Here is a 16,566-nt window from a genome sequence, read left to right as displayed (position 1 = left end):
AGTACTATAAAAGTTGTCAAAAAAACCAATTTATTTATCTTTATTTTGCAGAAAATATAAAAGAAAAAAAGGCAGAGTTTTCACTCTGCCTTTTTTATCATTTCAAATTCATTTTATTTTTATTCTTCAAATTCAAGTTCTTCCTGTGTCTCTTCCGCCTGTTGCTGTACTACTCCGTTATTATCTAAACCGTAATGTTCACGAATTTGCTCCTGAATCATCAGCATGATATCTTTATTTTCTTTTAAGAATTGTTTGGCATTTTCACGGCCTTGGCCAAGACGCTCTTCTTCATAAGAGTACCATGAACCGCTTTTTTGCACGATATCAAGTTCAGTTCCGAGATCAATGATTTCGCCTTCTTTTGAGATACCTTCTCCATACATAATATCAACCTCAGCTGTACGGAACGGAGGAGCCACCTTGTTTTTCACGACTTTAATTCTCGTTTTATTCCCCATAACGTCGTTGCCTTGTTTCAGCTGTTCAGCACGGCGTACTTCAAGACGAACGGAAGAGTAGAATTTCAGCGCACGACCGCCGGGAGTCGTTTCCGGGTTTCCGAACATAACGCCGACTTTTTCACGAATTTGGTTAATGAAAATCGCAATTGTTTTCGATTTGTTGATAGCCCCTGAAAGCTTACGAAGCGCTTGAGACATTAAACGCGCCTGCAAACCGACATGTGAATCTCCCATGTCGCCTTCAATTTCTGCTTTCGGAACGAGCGCCGCTACAGAGTCGACAACAACGATGTCAACTGCACCGCTTCGAACCAACGCTTCTGCAATTTCAAGCGCCTGCTCGCCTGTGTCAGGCTGAGACAGTAAAAGCTCTTCGATATTGACACCGAGTTTTTGTGCGTATACCGGGTCTAGCGCGTGCTCCGCATCGATAAACGCAGCTTGTCCTCCCTGCTGCTGAACCTCAGCAATTGCATGGAGCGCCACAGTTGTTTTACCTGAACTTTCAGGACCGTATACTTCAATAATCCGTCCGCGGGGATACCCGCCTATTCCCAATGCCGTATCAAGAGCGAGGGAGCCGCTTGGAACAGTAGAAATTCTTGTATCTGTCTTTTCTCCCAGTTTCATAATGGAACCTTTGCCGAACTGCTTTTCTATTTGTTTAAGAGCCATATCTAAGGCTGCCTGACGATCACTCATTCTATTTTTTCCTCCTTTATGTTACCACTACATATACTATACCCTGTTTGAAGGGATTTGCCAAGAAAAAAGCGAACGCATATTCGGATTTTTTCTTGGCCTGATTTCTACCAAAATATCATAATGAGTCAGAGAAATCATGTTTTTTGAGGAGGATAGTGTGCTGAAAACATTATTTTTGCTCTAACAGTTTTAAAATTAAATGGCAGCCATATTTAGCAGCACGTTTTCTGATTCCTGTTCTGGAGCCTGCAAAGTGAAACTCGTGAACCTCTTCTTTTCCGTTTGCAAAAATACCGATAAACACATGTCCAGGTGCATGGCCTTCTTGAGTATCAGGGCCGGCAACACCGGTAAAGCTAATGCCAATATTGCTTCCAGTGAGCTGCTGAACACCCTTTGCGAGCTCAGAGGCGCATTCCTCGCTGACTGCGCCGAAACGGTCCAATGTTTCCTTTTTGACGCCGAGGACATTTTGCTTCACTTCGTTTGAATAGCAAACAACGCCGCCGGAAAACAATGCTGAAGCGCCGCTAAGGTCTGTCAGCCATTCGGAAAACAGCCCGCCGGTAAAGCTTTCTGCGGCAGAAAGCGTGATGCCTTTTTCCTTGCATGCTTTAGATAGCTCTTTCACAAGCGATGTATCGTCGTAGCCATAGAAAAATTCACCGACACGTTCTAAAATAACGGCTTCTGTTTCTTTTAACAAACGCTCTGTTTCTTTTTCATCGGCATGTTTTGCTGTCAAGCGAAGCGTCACCTCTCCGTCCGCTGCCAACGGAGCGATCGTCGGGTTCGTCTGTGCATCAATGATATCTTCTAAATCAGCTTCAAGCTGAGATTCGCCGATACCGAAAAAGCGAAGAACAGTTGATACAATTTTTTCATTGGAGCCCATCTTTTTAAGAAGAAGCGGTTTTGCCTCATTTTCAAACATCGGACGCAATTCGCTTGGCGGCCCGGGAAGAAGCATATAAAAGCGCGAATCATGCTCTGTAAGCATTCCCGGCGCCATTCCAAAGTGATTCGCCAGTACGTCAGATCCTTCGATGACAAGCGCCTGTTTTCGGTTATTAGGTGACATCGTGCGTTTTGTTCGTTTGAAATAATCCTCAATGGATTGAAACGCCTCATCATTTAAAACGAGCGGACGTCCCAGCACATTTGCTATTGTTTCTTTTGTTAAATCATCTTTTGTCGGCCCGAGCCCTCCTGAAAAAATAATAAAATCAGAGCGCTCTTCAGCAATGCGGATGACCTGCTTCAGCCGCTCCGGATTATCACCGACTGCTGTATGGTAAAATACGTTTACTCCGATTTCTGCCAGCTGTTTGCTGATAAATTGAGCATTTGTATTAGCAATCTGACCGAGTAAGAGCTCTGAACCGACTGCAATAATCTCTGCTTTTTTTGGAAATTCCATCATGTATGTCCTTCTTTCTTAGTTAGATGCTTTTAGCGCTTCCCAGTTTTTAGCGAAATAGTCCCAGCCTGATACAACGGTAAAGAATACGGCTACCCATAACGCCAGGTCAGCGAACGGAAATGACACAAGCTCAAACGGAAAATTGTGAAGAAGCAATGCAGATACTGCAATGATTTGTGCCCAGGTTTTAATTTTACCAAGCATATTCGCAGCGACTACTTCTCCCGTTCCGGCTAATACAAGCCTTAAACCTGTTACGGCAAACTCCCGGCTGATAATCACAATGACCATCCAAGCTGGAGCAAGATCAAATTGAACAAGGATAATTAACGCTGCCGATACGAGAAGTTTGTCCGCAAGCGGATCGAGAAATTTCCCAAAGTTTGTAACAAGGTTCAGTTTGCGGGCATAATAACCATCTATCCAATCTGTCGTCGATGCAATAATAAACAAGATAGCGCCCGCCAAGTGTGTGACCGGAATGGATTCGTCTCCAAATTCGAGCCTGCCCCAGTCAAACGGCGCCAGCATGATAATCATGAAGATTGGGATTAATGCAATTCTTGCTAGTGTGATTTTATTCGGTAAGTTAAACATAAAGCCCCTCCAGTTTCATACTCGGACGTGAAGAAAAGTCATCTGGTGATTAAGATGACTTTTCTTCCTTTTTATTTACAATCTTTATTGTTTGTGCCATCACTTCTTTAGGATCAAGTTTATATGAAAGAACCTCACCGTTGATTTTTATTTTCAGGTTAGGTGCATATCCTGTGCGGATTTCAACTTGTTTCTGATCAGTTATGTCTTTTTTATATGTTTCGTCTTTTTTCAGTGTACCCTCTTTAAGAGAGCTGCTGTTTTCATCGCGCACTCGAATCCAAGAGCTGTCTGAAGCCTTCAGCTCAAGCTCGATTTTATCAGCGCCGGACACTTCATAAGTTGTTACAGATCCTTCAGTGCCAGTTGCTTTCACCTCTAGTTTGTCACTGTCACTGTCTTCTTTTTTATCTTCTTTGTCTTTCGTTTCTTTTTTCGTGTCTGTCTCTTTTTCAGAGCTGTTGGTTTGATTCTCTTTCAGCGTTGAATCTTTAGGGATCTCATACTTGCTTTCACTTTTCGCGATTGATTTTTCTGATGCCGCATTGCTATTATCATCGTTTTTATGATTCGCAAACTGAATTATAGCGTAAACAATGGCGATCACGACAATCACGCCGAGAATCACAAGTATTGTAGGCAGCAATTCCAGCGCCTTAGAAGCAGGCTTTGGCATTTCCTTCTGGAGATTCATGCCGGAGATTTTTTCAGACACATCGTCATGATACGTATTCGGGATATCTTTTTTATGCTCCTCAAACAATTGGTCAGCATCAAGCCCGACGGCTTCCGCATATTGCTTGATGAAAGCCCGGACATAAAACTTACCCGGAATAATGTCATAATTTCCTTCCTCCAAGGCGGTTAAATACCTTTTTTGAATCTTAGTTGCCGCTTGGAGATCATCCAATGACATTGCTTTTTCCTCTCTGGCTTCTTTCAGCCGGATTCCTAGTTCAGTCACAACAAACACCTTCCAATTTTAAAAATCAAAGCTTGAAAACCCGGATTGATCAAACATTTGGGGTTCTTCAGCATGTTCATATGTAATAACCTCATCAGGATCATTTCTCAGTTCAATAATATAATCAAAGTCATCTAGTGTATACTCTGTATTTTGAACGAATATGTCCGGATGCTCCACCACTTTTGTAGCAGGCAGCCTCATGATTTCCCTCACCAGCTGCAGATGGCGTTCTGATCCTCTTCTTGTCGATACAATTCCGTCAATGATAAAGACATTTTCAGTGCTGTATTCATCGGCAATCAGTTGGCTTCTGATTGTCTGTTTCAGCAAGGTAGATGACACAAACAGCCACCTTTTGCTGGCGCATACGCTGGAAGCTACGATTGACTCCGTTTTCCCGACGCGCGGCATTCCCCGGATCCCGATTAATTTATGGCCTTCTTTTTTGAACAGTTCGGCCATAAAATCGACTAATAAGCCCAGCTCGTCCCGTTCAAAGCGAAATGTTTTCTTATCATCGGCATCCCTCTGGATGTACCGGCCGTGACGCACAGCGAGACGGTCGCGAAGCCTTGGTTCTCTCAGCTTCGTTACTTTAATTGTTTCCATCGTTTTTAAGATTGATTCTAATCGCTTAATTTGATCTATATGGCGGCACCTGAGCAGCATTCCCCTTCTGGAAAGATCGACGCCGTTTATCGTTACGATGTTAATAGAAAGCATCCCGAGAAGAGATGAAATATCCCCGAGCAGTCCGGGGCGGTTCACTTGAATTTCATATTCAAAATACCATTCGAGCTTTGCCAAATGATATACCCCCTTCATTGTGGCAAAATTTTACCTTCCTTTATCATAAAGCATTTTTCTCTAATTAGAAAGAAGAATGTTGCTGTGATGGGGAAAACATAAAAAAGAGAGGAAGAATCTCCTCTCTTCTTAATGAGTGCTGTTATTTTCAACAAGCTTAACCATCATATTGGCAATGGCGTGCTGTTCTTCTTTAGATGCTACGCTCCAAAGATCTGCCAGCACTTTTTCCTGCTCGTTCTTAGAATCCACTTCATTAGCCAGGTAACCGCCGATTTCTGTAGCAAGGTCAGTGATGGTGTCCTGACTCATGCCTTTTTCTTGCGCATAGTTTAAACGATCACCAAGGAAATTCTTCCAGTTATCCCAGTTTTCTAATACTGACATGTGAGTTTCCTCCATTTCATGTGAAGTTACAAAATTATTTTGTCCTTCTTAAAAGAAACTATACACATTTTATTTTGCTTCAGCAGTGCCAGCCGCCGTTAACTGACAGAATCTGTCCAGTAATATAGGAAGCTTTTTCAGACAGGAGAAATGCTGCCGCCTCGGCAACTTCTTTCGGCTGTGCAAGCCTGCCGATCGGGATTTCATCAGCGATCTCTTCTAATTCATCCGGATTGAATTGATTCATCATGTTTGTATCTACAGCACCCGGCGCTACTGCGTTGACCCTGATACCGCTTGGGGCCAGCTCCTTAGCCAGTCCTTTTACAAACGAGTGCTGCGCTCCCTTTGCCATGCTGTACAGCACCTCACACGATGCGCCAGTCTCTCCCCAAATAGAGCTGACTGCCACGATCGCTCCCGATTTGTTACGGATCATGCCTGGAAGAAGGTTTCTCGTCAGCATGTAAGGACTTGCCACATGCAGCTGAACCATTTCCTGTACCGTAGCATTATCTACATCAGTAATCAGTCCAAAATGGCTTCTGCCGCTGTTTAAAACGATCGCATCAACCGGCTGAACAATTGATTTTGTTAGTTCATCAGCGCCAGTGGGAGTGGAGAGATCTCCTTGCAAAATATCAGCATATATGCCAAATGACCGTTTCAGTTTTTCAGCAAGCTCTGCAGCCGCGCTTTCATTCTGATTGTAGTGCAAAAGCAGATCATACCCCTCTGCTGCAAGCGATTCACTTATGCTTTTGCCGATACCGCCGCTCGCCCCGGTGACTAATGCTGTTTTTTTCATCCTCTTTCCTTCTTTCCGCAGAAAAACACCCCTCACTTGGAGGGATGCATGTTAAGATTTAGGAACCACTTTGCAGACAGTCAGTCTGTCCTCAGCAATTTCCTCTTGTATGATTTGCTGCACATCCTCAAGGGTGATCTGCTCGAGAACAGTTACGATATCAAACAGGCTCATCTCCAAAAATGCATAGCGAGTGAATTGGTTAGCGATGTATTCAGGTGAGTTTAATGCCTTTAAAAATGACCCGATTTTTTTCTTTCTGGCAAGTTCAATCTTCTCAGCGGTGATGATTTCACCGGCACGAAGCAGATTGCCTGAAATGTCTTCAGCCAATTTATCCGGTTCAGGCGTGTCCCCGCCAATGGCCGCAAAACCGAACCCATATTCAGCCGTAAAATCAAAGCTGAACGTTTCATCTATATACCCTTTTTCATAAAGGGACTCATATTGGGCAGAGCTTTTGCCAAACAAAGATTCAAGCAATAGGTTCATTGCAAGTTCATGCTTGAGCAGCTCTTTCCCTAATTTATACGGATGCTTTGATTTCAGTCCGACGAGACATTTCGGTCCCTGAACATTCATTTTAATTTCTTTTTCTTTCCGGAAAACAGCTTCTTGCTCTTTTACTTCTTCCCGTTTAATTTCCGGCTGATCTGTATACGGTTTTCTTTCCTGATTTTCTCTTACCTGAGAAATGATCGCTTCAGGATCAACAGGGCCGACTATAAAGAGGAGCATATTGCTCGGATGATAAAACGTCTCATAGCATTCGTAAAGAAGGTCCTTTGTGATATGGGATATACTTTCTACCGTCCCGGCTATGTCTATTTTGACAGGATGATCTTTGTACATGTTTTCAATCACCCCGAAGTAAAGCCTCCAGTCAGGGTTATCATCATACATGTTAATTTCCTGGCCGATAATCCCTTTTTCCTTTTCCACCGTTTTTTCTGTAAAATAAGGGTCCTGCACAAAATCAATCAATGTCTCCAAATTGCGTTCCACATTTGACGTGCTTGAGAAAAGATAAGCTGTTCTTGTAAATGACGTGAACGCATTGGCAGAGGCGCCCTGTTTACTGAAATCTTGAAAAACATCTCCATCAGCTTTTTCAAACAGCTTATGTTCAAGAAAATGGGCAATCCCGTCCGGAACCTGAACCATCTCGTCTTTTCCAAGAGGGACAAACTGATTATCTATAGACCCGTACTTTGTTGTGAATACCGCATACGTCTTGTTGAAGCCTTTTTTCGGCAAAACGTATACGTCCAGGCCGTTTGACATTTTTTCATGGTACAGCGTCTCCTGAAGCTGTTCAAATTCGATTGGTTTTATCAAGATGCACCCTCCGTCCCTTTTAAGAAATAAGTCGTATCAAGCTGAATCTTTTCGCCGACTTTAATGATATCCTCTTTTGTCACCCGCTCAATATTGGCAAGGAAATCTTCGATCGGAATATCGACTTGGGCAGCGGCCTGCTGATATAGAAATTCAGATAAACCGTACGCAGTATCAATTGTTTCCAGCACCTGATTCTGAATCATGGCTTTCGTCTGTGAGATGTCTTGCTCACTGAACTCCCCGTTTTTCATAGCCTGAAATTGCTCGGCAATAATAGAGACGGCTTGTTTGTAGTTTTTCACTTCAATTCCTGACATCACCATTAATAAACCTTTAAAGCTATCGATACGCGAGGCTGCGTAATAAGCGAGACTGGCTTTTTCCCGAACATTAATGAAAAGCTTGGAATGAGAAAAGCCGCCGAACATTCCGTTAAAAACTTGTAAAGCTGAATAATCCTGATCCGTAAAAGTAATATTGGTCCGATAGCCAATATTCAGCTTGCCTTGTTTGACGTCTTCTTCATCAATGACTTCTTTAGGCTCAGGTTGTTCAGAATGATTGTTCACAAATGTTTCCAGAGCGCGTTCCTCTGTGTGAAAATATTGATCAATAGCAGCTTGCACTTGTTTCCTGTCAACATCGCCGACGACATATAAATCAAGCTGGTCTTTTTGGATCGCGTGTCGGTATGTTTCATATAATTGATCGGCCGTAATGGCATCAACATCGTCGATCTCTCCATTAACGTGCAGCGAGTAAGGTTCATTTTTACACATTTCCTGTATAAGCCTTAGATTAGAGTAACGCATTTTATCATCATAAACCGCTTGAATTCTCTGCTTCAGCGTTCGTTTTTCTTGATCCACATATTGCGATTGAAAAACGCCTGCTTCTAAAGCAGGTGAAAAGACGATTTCTGCGAGAAGCTGGAGCCCTTTTTCAAGGAGAGGCGTCTGATCTTTTAAATATTTTTCATTCGGAATTTCAAGCCTAAATGTAATCACATGCTGTTCACCTTTTTTCGAGAGATCAGCCGAAACAGACGTGCCGTAAAGTTCATCCAGGTAAGAACGCAATTCTGCTGTTTTCGGACGGCTTTCTGTTCCTCGAAGCAGCACATGCGGGAACAGCGCTCTTTTCGTAACTTGCTCCTTTGTTAAGGGCGCCAGCATTTTAAAGATAAGCGAGACGGTTTTAAATTTTTCTGTTTCTACAATATGTGCGGTTAAACCGCCGTGCTTTGTTTTGACTTCATTGACATATGACATGTGAAACCTCCTTCGTTCATTTCTTATTAGTATGTATTATGACCAAATTTCAGCATTCGCAGAAACACTCTTTCATGTAATTATAGCAACTGTAGGATTTATAAGGAAACAATAACCTCTTACGCATTAATTGTTCGTCCGCTATTGGAAATAAAAAAGAGCTTCCTGCTTGATGCCTCTTAATCACAAGTTTTCTGCCGAGATTCGCTATTTTTCTCAGCAAAAAAAGACGGTGTGTCAAACCGTCCCTAAGTTTTTTTCTTCTTCACTTTTTTTAGCATCTACATTAAAGAGCACCAGAAATAAGGAAATAATCCCGCAAAACGCGGAAAGAATGAAAATAAGCCAGCTTGCATTAGACATCAATGCCGCAAACACAGGCGGCCCGAGAGCTACTCCAATAAAGCGCATACTATTATAAAATGAGGAAATAGTTCCGCATTCCTCACTCTCAATCCCTTCTGTTATCAGCGCATCTAAAGCAGGAAGCGCCATTCCGATTCCAATTCCCCCAAAACTCAAAAAGATAAATAAAAAATAAAAACTGTGGTTCCACCACAAGCCGATAAAAGACAGGCTTAACATAATCATCCCTGTAACGACGCAAAATTTCATTCTTGCCTTATCTTTGCCGATCTTTTTACCCGCTATAAAAGAACTGCTGGACAGGAATAAAAGAGGTATCGCCAGCAGCCCGCCTTTGGCCACTCCGTCAATTGTATATTTATTCTCTAGCGTATCTGATAAGTAAAATAATACGCCAAATAATAAAAACATAATGACGCACCCAATAATAAAAACTGTGTAGAGCCAGCGTCCATCCTGTTTAAAGATTTTCCGCACATTCTTGAGGAACTCTGAAATTGTAGGTGCATCCTCATCTTCTTCAGGCTTCTCGACCAGAAACAATACGAGCAAAAAGCTGATCAAACAGAAAAACGGAATAAACCAAAACGGGACGAACCAGTACCAGGAGGCAAGTAAGGCGCCCAGTATGGGACTCAGCACTTTTCCGGAGGTGTTAGCGGTCTCAATATCGCCAAGACCGGCACTGACCTTTTCATCATCCCCCTTAAACAGATCGCCGATAAACGGCATGACGATGGGAGCTGCACCCGCTGATCCGATGCCTTGAAGAACCCGTCCGGCCAAGATCATAGCGTAAGGATTGTCTATATATGTTGAAGCAAAAGCAGCCACAGCTCCCCCTATTCCCGCAATAAGAAGGCATGGGAGCAGTACTTTTTTTCTGCCAAATCTATCCGACAGGTACCCGGCGATCGGAATGCAAATGATTGCTACCACCGAATATACAGTGATAATTAATGACACTTGAAATGAACTGACCGACAGCTTTTTCTCCATCATCGGAAGCACGGGAATCAGCATGGAGTTCCCTAATGTCATAACAAGCGGTACGGAAGCCAGAGCAATAATATTTTTCATTCCTATTTTTTCTTTCAACATTTTCACCCATTCACTTTGTCATCCTTTATATCTTGCGTTAACCGCAGTAAAAGTATGTACAAAGAAACATAAACCAGACAAATAAAAAAACAGACACATCACAGGCGTCTGTTTTAGAATCGTTTACGCAAAACATGGAATCTGAATTTGTCGGCTCTGAAATAATTTAATGAATAAAGCACCGGTTTATCATGCTGATCGTAATGCGTTTGTTTTAACAGCAAAAGAGCTGTTTCCGGATCGCATTCCAGCACAGGAGAAATCGTATCATGATAGCCGATCGGCTCAATATCAGTTACAGCGTAGCTGATCACAGAGCCTGAATTTTTCTCAAGCAGGTCAAACATAGACTCTTGCTGGTGAGAAAAAGAATCCGGCAATATATCCATCGGAATTTTGTCAATACAATACACAATCGGCTGCCCGTTTGCCGTTCTGACACGTTCAAGATAAAAAACTTCCTGACCTGATGTCAGATGAAATCTCTTGATATCATCATCAGACGGCATAAGCACTTGAGATGAAAGAAAAATCGTTCCTGGAATCATATTAGCCTGTTCAATCATCTTGGTTACACTGTTCAGCTGTTCAATGCCCGAAAGAAATAACGGCTTAGAATGGACAAAAGTTCCTACACCATGCCTTCTGATAATCACATGCTCTTCTTCCAATATCCGCAGTGCTTCACGCAAAGTCGCCCGGCTGACACCAAGCTTTTTGGAAAGCTCAAATTCAGAAGGGAGCTTTTCTTTCTCAGTGTAGATTCCATTTTTAATATCCTCTTTTATTCGTTCAATCACTTTTAAATACAAGTGCCGATTATCAGCTTTTGTAGACATGTTTCCCCTCCGTAAACCACTTTCGATAAAAATTATTGAACAATTGGGACAACTATATCATGTTTTGTCGAAAAAATAAATAAAAAGGTGTACAGTTTACATAATGTTATTATTGTTATTGAACTCCCTTCATTTAAGAAGAGAGCTCATCATGTTTTTCTTTTGATATTAAGACTTCCCTTGGTTTGCTGCCTTCATACGGGCCAACTACGCCGCGTTCTTCCATTGCATCAATCAGGCGTGCCGCTCTCGTATACCCGATTCTGAACCTTCTTTGCAGCATCGATACGGATGCAGTCTGCATGCCGACGATTAATTCGACGGCTTCATCATAAAGGTCATCGGTAACCTCAGTATGGGTTTCCGTTGTTTCCTCAGGAATCATTTCTTCCTGATATTGAGCTTTTTGCTGCGTAATGACATGATCCACGACCTGCTCCACTTCTTCGTCTGACAAAAATGCACCTTGTACACGGACAGGTTTATTAGCCCCGACAGGTAAAAACAGCATATCTCCTCGTCCTAAAAGCTTCTCAGCGCCCCCCATATCCAGAATGGTCCTTGAGTCCGTCTGTGAAGAGACACTGAATGCGATTCGTGACGGAATATTTGCCTTGATGACCCCTGTAATGACGTCAACTGACGGACGCTGTGTCGCAATAATAAGATGGATGCCGGCAGCCCGTGCCATTTGGGACAATCTCGTAATCGAGTCTTCTACATCAGATGAAGCTACCATCATGAGATCAGCTAGCTCGTCCACAATGACCACGATATACGGCAGCTCTGGCTGTTTTGCCTCTCCCTCATTATTGGAGCGTTTTATATAATCATTGTACCCTTCAATATTTCTTGTTCCTGTATGAGAAAACAATTCGTACCGACGTTCCATTTCATTGACAACCTTTTTCAAAGCTTGTGATGCTTTTTTCGGGTCAGTTACCACCGGAGCAAGCAAATGCGGAATCCCATTGTACACATTCAGTTCAACCATTTTTGGGTCAATCATCATCATTTTCACTTCATGCGGTTTAGCGCGCATCAGAATACTTGTAATAATACCGTTGACACAGACACTTTTTCCGCTCCCAGTCGCGCCTGCGACAAGCAAATGAGGCATTTTGTTTAATTCAGCAAGCACAGCTTCACCCGAAATATTACGGCCAAGTCCGATTAACAGTTTTGCATCAGGTCTGTCATTAAGTTTTGACTCAAGCACTTCCTTCAGCGATACCATAGCCACTTCCGCGTTTGGAACTTCTATTCCGATGGCAGATTTACCTGGAATAGGCGCCTCAATCCTGATGTCTTTTGCAGCTAACGCAAGCGCTAAATCGTCACTTAGGTTGACTATTTTGCTTACCTTTACTCCGACATCCGGATACACTTCATATTTCGTGACAGCCGGCCCAAGATGAACCTGTGTCACTTTCGCCTTTACGCCGAAGCTTTGGAACGTGCGTTCAAGCTTTCTGGCATTTTCATAAATATTTTTTTTATCAGCCTGCTGGCCGGTATGCTTCGGATCAGCTAATAAATCTAATGACGGCATCTGATAATCTTTATTTTCAAGTTCTGTAAAGGTCATTGGCGGAGCAGCAGCCGTTTCATTATGGTCAGCCTCAGACTGATTTTCCTGAAGCGGTTCTGTGGCCGGCTCAATTCGTTTTACTGCAGCTGCCGGAGGCTCTTCCGCTTCATTCCGGTCTGAAAAGCTTGAGATAATCGGCTCTGAATGAATGAGAGGCGATACCATTTCCTGCTCCTCTTCTTCAGCAGCGGGCTCTGGCTCCATTTGCTGTTTTTTGCGCGCCGGCTTTTGTTTTTTACTGGTATTGGCTTTCGCTTTTTTCGATGATTTCATATTTGTTTTGACTGATTTCATATCATCAATAAAAGCAAACCATTGTTCTTTGATGAAACGGCCGATCGGGCTCATCCACTTTTTCAGCGTTTCTTGAAGAGAACGCCCCGTGACCAGAATCATTCCGATCAAAATCATTACAATTGCCATAATTTGCGAACCAGTTGATGCAAACAAAAAGTGTGAAGCCGCAAACAGAAGCGCCCCGATCATCCCCCCGCCTAAATCAGGTGAAGCAGAACTCCCATTCATGTCCATTAAAAATAATTCCCATGTATTGCGGATCACGCTGGCAGACTCAATAGATCCTCTGTTCGTCAAATTTTTAAACAGCTGCACATGAGAAAGCAGCAATATGCTTGCAATGATGCAGTACAGCCCCGCCTTTCGTCTCGTTAAAAGACTCGGCGTTTTTTTCTTCCAAAATAGGGAAACTCCTAAAACGAATAAGCCTAACAAGCATAAAATAAACCACTCACCAGCGAAAAAACGGAACAAGTAGATAAAGGTTTGTCCCACTACACCAAGCTGTAAAATGGCGATAATTGAGATAGCAATGCACAGCAATCCGTTTAATTCAAATTTTATGTTGAGCTGTTTTGCCTGTTTTTTTCTCGATTTTCTTTTTTTCTTTGCCACACTCATCACCTTACTGCGTTAAAAAATGTAAGTTCATACATAATGAAGAAAGCAGCCGTTTACTGGCTGCGTTTTTCTGTAGGATTCCCCTATTATAGCATATTTTGCCCTTAAAAAAGGGCCGGAATCTTATACGTTTAATTTTAGCTTTTGTCCCGGAGAAATATCCGGATGCAGAAAGTGCATAGGATTAGTGCTCATGACTTGAATAACCTCTGCTTCATTGCCTTTCATCTCGACAAGAAGCGGAACACCTCTATACTCAATTTGCTCGTGTGCACTTGGCTGTTGGTTCTGTTCCGCGAAAACAATTTCCTGCGGCATCGTGGTATACAAAATCATTGAATCATCCGTCCTTCTTCTTCTCTCGCTTCCTCGATCAGCTCATTTAATTTATGAATCGCTTGTCCGACTCCGCCGACGTGATCAATCAGTCCATACTCGACGGCATCCTTGCCGACGACATTTGTTCCAATATCGCGTGTTAAGTTTCCTTTTGAAAACATCAGCTCTTTAAACTTATCTTCATCTACATTTGAATGGCTTGTTACAAATTTAACGACTCTTTCTTGCATCTTATCCAAGTACTCAAAGGTTTGAGGCACACCGATTACCAGTCCCGTCAGACGAACGGGATGAATCGTCATGGTAGCTGTTTCAGCGATATAGCTGTAATCACAAGATACCGCAATTGGTACACCGATGGAATGTCCTCCGCCAAGTACGATAGAGACGGTTGGTTTTGACAAAGATGCGAGCATTTCAGCAATTGCAAGACCCGCTTCCACATCTCCGCCGACTGTATTTAATATAATAAGTAAACCTTCAATTTTTGGATTCTGCTCAATGGCAACGATTTGCGGGATTACATGTTCATATTTTGTTGTTTTGTTTTGCGGAGGCAGCTGAACATGGCCTTCTATTTGTCCGATAATGGTCAGACAATGGATATTTGTATCTTGCGGCAGCTGCGGAAGTGTCGTTTCCCCTAGCTGCTGTATTTTATTCATAATGCTGTCTTTCGCATCATTTTTTTCGGGACGTTCTTCTTCTGTATTTTCCATACGATGATCCATTTCGCTTTCACCCTTTCCGAGTTTCTCTTTGTATTATGAACAAAGATCTTCAATTCAATCCCGGCTTAACAGGCAAAAAAATAAAGACCGGAACAGGTCCGGTCTTACGTTTACATTAGACTTCCATAATAATTGGGATGATCATCGGTTTACGTTTTGTTTTTTCATATAGGAATTGGTTCAAAGCATCTCGCATTGCCTGCTTAAGTGTTGACCATTCAACGTTTGATGTTTCAGTTGCTTCTGTCACGATAGAACGTACAAGCTCAGTAGCCTGTACGATAAGGCCTTCAGACTCTCTTACATAAACAAAACCGCGTGTGATAATCTCAGGACCTGATACAAGATGTTTCTTTTGTTTATCAAGTGTAATGACAACAATCAGTATGCCGTCTTGTGAAAGTAAGCGGCGGTCTCTCAGCACAATATTTCCGATGTCGCCTACACCTAAACCGTCGATTAAAATATTGCCGTATGGCACTTTATCACCGATCTTTACGTTTTGGCCGCGGAACTCGACAACGTCTCCTTTTTCAATTAAGAAGATATCACTGCGCTTCATGCCAATTTCTTCAGCGATTTTTGAATGAGCCTTTTGCATTCTGTATTCGCCGTTTACAGGAATTAAATATTTTGGTTTAAGCAGATTGATCATCAGCTTTAACTCTTCCTGTGAGCCATGTCCAGATACATGCACACGCTTTTGGGCAAAAATGACTTGTGCGCCGGCTCTGGCAAGCAAATCAACTGTTTTAGAATAAATAAGTTCCTGCCCAGGGATCGGAGTGGATGCAATGACAACTGTATCCCCTTCTTCGATATTCAGCTGCTTGTGAGCTTTGTTTGCCATTCTTGTCAGAGCTGCCAATGGTTCACCATGGCTGCCGGCAGTTACAATCGCTACTTCGCGCTTCGGATATTTTTTGACGTCCTGAATTGAAATAAACAGTTCATCATCTGCTTCAATATATCCAAGCTTTCTTGCAAGCTGAAGGATCGATTGAAGGTTTTTTCCGGCAATGGCAATCTTTCTGCCATTTTGAGCCGCTGCATGAATGACTTGCTGAATTCGGTTAATATTGGATGCGAAAACCGCAATGATTACCCGGTTCTCTGAATTGTACAGTGCGTCCGAAATCTCTCCGCTGACAGCAGCTTCCGAAGGGGTGTAACCCGGACGTTCTGCATTAGCACTGTCAGAAAGCAGAGCAAGTACGCCGCTGTTGCCGATTTTGGCAATCTCGCCAATGTCGCACGATTGATTAAGTGCGGGTGTTTGGTCAAATTTGAAGTCTCCCGTGCATACAATAGATCCAAGTGATGTTTTTAAACTGACGCCTACTGAATCAGGGATACTGTGGATCGTATTAAAGAACGATACCTTTGTTGATTCAAATGTAATGACAGATTTTGAGTGAATTTCTCTTAAATCAGCTTTTCGGTTATGTCCGTATTGTTTTAATTTTTCTCTTAATAGTGCAAGCGTTAGCTTTGTTCCGTATACAGGAACAGAAAGCTTGTTTAATAAGTAAAAAACGCCGCCGATATTCTCATCATGCCCATGTGTTAAAAAGATAGCCTTAACGCGGTCAGATCGTTCAATCAAATATGATATGTCAGGAATCACCACATCAATACCGAGCATTTCGTTTTCTGGATGCATAAGGCCGGCATCAACGACAAATATGTCTGAATCAATTTCGATGACATAAAGGTTCTTCCCAATTTCTCCGACACCGCCAAGGGCGATAATTCTAACGTTTTCTGTATTTTTCTTTTTCAAAATCTATATCCTCCTAGTCTCATACCCGTCCATCATCACTTGTTCCTATTATAACTGAAAGTAAATTTAGAAAACAAGATAAAGCAGAAGGTTTAGGGAAAACCAATATGTATAAGAAACGGTCAAAC

General features: G+C 42.4%; 15 protein-coding genes. All 15 read right to left on the bottom strand.

Annotated features, from left to right (window positions below):
• Positions 1-119 precede the first annotated feature (119 nt).
• A complete protein-coding gene (recA, locus tag NSS75_RS09365; RefSeq protein ID WP_010334307.1) occupies positions 120-1,166 on the bottom strand; it encodes a recombinase RecA in 1,047 nt (348 codons plus the stop codon).
• A 172-nt stretch (positions 1,167-1,338) separates the two neighbouring features.
• The gene (locus tag NSS75_RS09360; RefSeq protein ID WP_216394476.1) at positions 1,339-2,589 is read right to left on the bottom strand and encodes a competence/damage-inducible protein A; all 1,251 of its coding nucleotides are present in this window, start codon (positions 2,587-2,589) and stop codon (positions 1,339-1,341) included.
• 18 nt (positions 2,590-2,607) lie between these two features.
• Entirely contained in the window at positions 2,608-3,189 is a 582-nt protein-coding gene (gene pgsA, locus NSS75_RS09355) for a CDP-diacylglycerol--glycerol-3-phosphate 3-phosphatidyltransferase (RefSeq protein WP_339237105.1), read from the bottom strand.
• A gap of 49 nt (positions 3,190-3,238) precedes the next feature.
• Positions 3,239-4,105, bottom strand: coding sequence for a RodZ family helix-turn-helix domain-containing protein (locus NSS75_RS09350; RefSeq protein WP_229043071.1), 867 nt, complete (start codon positions 4,103-4,105; stop codon positions 3,239-3,241).
• Positions 4,106-4,171: 66 nt separating this feature from the next.
• Complete coding sequence (locus NSS75_RS09345) at positions 4,172-4,963, bottom strand: YmfK family protein (protein ID WP_024121452.1); 792 nt, start codon at positions 4,961-4,963, stop codon at positions 4,172-4,174.
• A 129-nt stretch (positions 4,964-5,092) separates the two neighbouring features.
• The gene (locus NSS75_RS09340; RefSeq protein ID WP_024121451.1) at positions 5,093-5,350 is read right to left on the bottom strand and encodes a DUF3243 domain-containing protein; all 258 of its coding nucleotides are present in this window, start codon (positions 5,348-5,350) and stop codon (positions 5,093-5,095) included.
• A gap of 79 nt (positions 5,351-5,429) precedes the next feature.
• Entirely contained in the window at positions 5,430-6,158 is a 729-nt protein-coding gene (locus NSS75_RS09335) for an SDR family oxidoreductase (protein WP_024121450.1), read from the bottom strand.
• Positions 6,159-6,209: 51 nt separating this feature from the next.
• The gene (locus NSS75_RS09330) at positions 6,210-7,496 is read right to left on the bottom strand and encodes a pitrilysin family protein (RefSeq protein WP_105954257.1); all 1,287 of its coding nucleotides are present in this window, start codon (positions 7,494-7,496) and stop codon (positions 6,210-6,212) included.
• Positions 7,493-8,770, bottom strand: a complete 1,278-nt coding sequence (locus NSS75_RS09325; RefSeq protein WP_339237101.1) for a pitrilysin family protein — start codon at positions 8,768-8,770, stop codon at positions 7,493-7,495. Before NSS75_RS09325 ends, NSS75_RS09330 begins: the two co-directional genes overlap by 4 nt.
• A gap of 237 nt (positions 8,771-9,007) precedes the next feature.
• Positions 9,008-10,216 (bottom strand): MFS transporter, encoded by a 1,209-nt coding sequence (locus NSS75_RS09320; protein ID WP_232351026.1) that lies wholly within the window; start codon positions 10,214-10,216, stop codon positions 9,008-9,010.
• Positions 10,217-10,350: 134 nt separating this feature from the next.
• Entirely contained in the window at positions 10,351-11,076 is a 726-nt protein-coding gene (locus NSS75_RS09315) for a GntR family transcriptional regulator (protein ID WP_059292764.1), read from the bottom strand.
• Positions 11,077-11,209: 133 nt separating this feature from the next.
• Positions 11,210-13,579, bottom strand: coding sequence for a DNA translocase SpoIIIE (spoIIIE, locus tag NSS75_RS09310; protein ID WP_142367112.1), 2,370 nt, complete (start codon positions 13,577-13,579; stop codon positions 11,210-11,212).
• 129 nt (positions 13,580-13,708) lie between these two features.
• Positions 13,709-13,921 carry a YlzJ-like family protein gene (locus NSS75_RS09305; RefSeq protein WP_024121444.1) on the bottom strand — a complete coding sequence of 71 codons (213 nt, stop codon included), beginning with the start codon at positions 13,919-13,921 and terminating at the stop codon, positions 13,709-13,711.
• A complete protein-coding gene (gene tepA, locus NSS75_RS09300) occupies positions 13,918-14,655 on the bottom strand; it encodes a translocation-enhancing protein TepA (protein ID WP_024121443.1) in 738 nt (245 codons plus the stop codon). The genes NSS75_RS09305 and tepA overlap by 4 nt, the downstream gene beginning before the upstream one ends.
• Positions 14,656-14,770: 115 nt before the next feature.
• The gene (gene rnjB, locus NSS75_RS09295; RefSeq protein WP_044155851.1) at positions 14,771-16,438 is read right to left on the bottom strand and encodes a ribonuclease J2; all 1,668 of its coding nucleotides are present in this window, start codon (positions 16,436-16,438) and stop codon (positions 14,771-14,773) included.
• Positions 16,439-16,566 lie beyond the last annotated feature (128 nt).

Origin of the sequence: Bacillus sp. FSL K6-1012 (assembly GCF_037964915.1) — a bacterium.
GTDB classification, from domain to species: Bacteria; Bacillota; Bacilli; order Bacillales; family Bacillaceae; genus Bacillus; species Bacillus halotolerans.
This window is presented reverse-complemented; position numbering and strand designations above follow the sequence as displayed.

Bases quoted from the DNA above. Each gene is read 5' to 3' on its own strand.
- recA (WP_010334307.1), bottom strand. From the start codon at position 1,166: ATGAGTGATCGTCAGGCAGCCTTAGATATGGCTCTTAAACAAATAGAA.
- NSS75_RS09360 (WP_216394476.1), bottom strand. From the start codon at position 2,589: ATGGAATTTCCAAAAAAAGCAGAGATTATTGCAGTCGGTTCAGAGCTC.
- pgsA (WP_339237105.1), bottom strand. From the start codon at position 3,189: ATGTTTAACTTACCGAATAAAATCACACTAGCAAGAATTGCATTAATC.
- NSS75_RS09350 (WP_229043071.1), bottom strand. From the start codon at position 4,105: ATGTCATTGGATGATCTCCAAGCGGCAACTAAGATTCAAAAAAGGTAT.
- NSS75_RS09340 (WP_024121451.1), bottom strand. From the start codon at position 5,350: ATGTCAGTATTAGAAAACTGGGATAACTGGAAGAATTTCCTTGGTGAT.
- NSS75_RS09335 (WP_024121450.1), bottom strand. From the start codon at position 6,158: ATGAAAAAAACAGCATTAGTCACCGGGGCGAGCGGCGGTATCGGCAAA.
- NSS75_RS09325 (WP_339237101.1), bottom strand. From the start codon at position 8,770: ATGTCATATGTCAATGAAGTCAAAACAAAGCACGGCGGTTTAACCGCA.
- NSS75_RS09320 (WP_232351026.1), bottom strand. From the start codon at position 10,216: ATGAAAAATATTATTGCTCTGGCTTCCGTACCGCTTGTTATGACATTA.
- NSS75_RS09315 (WP_059292764.1), bottom strand. From the start codon at position 11,076: ATGTCTACAAAAGCTGATAATCGGCACTTGTATTTAAAAGTGATTGAA.
- NSS75_RS09305 (WP_024121444.1), bottom strand. From the start codon at position 13,921: ATGATTTTGTATACCACGATGCCGCAGGAAATTGTTTTCGCGGAACAG.
- tepA (WP_024121443.1), bottom strand. From the start codon at position 14,655: ATGGATCATCGTATGGAAAATACAGAAGAAGAACGTCCCGAAAAAAAT.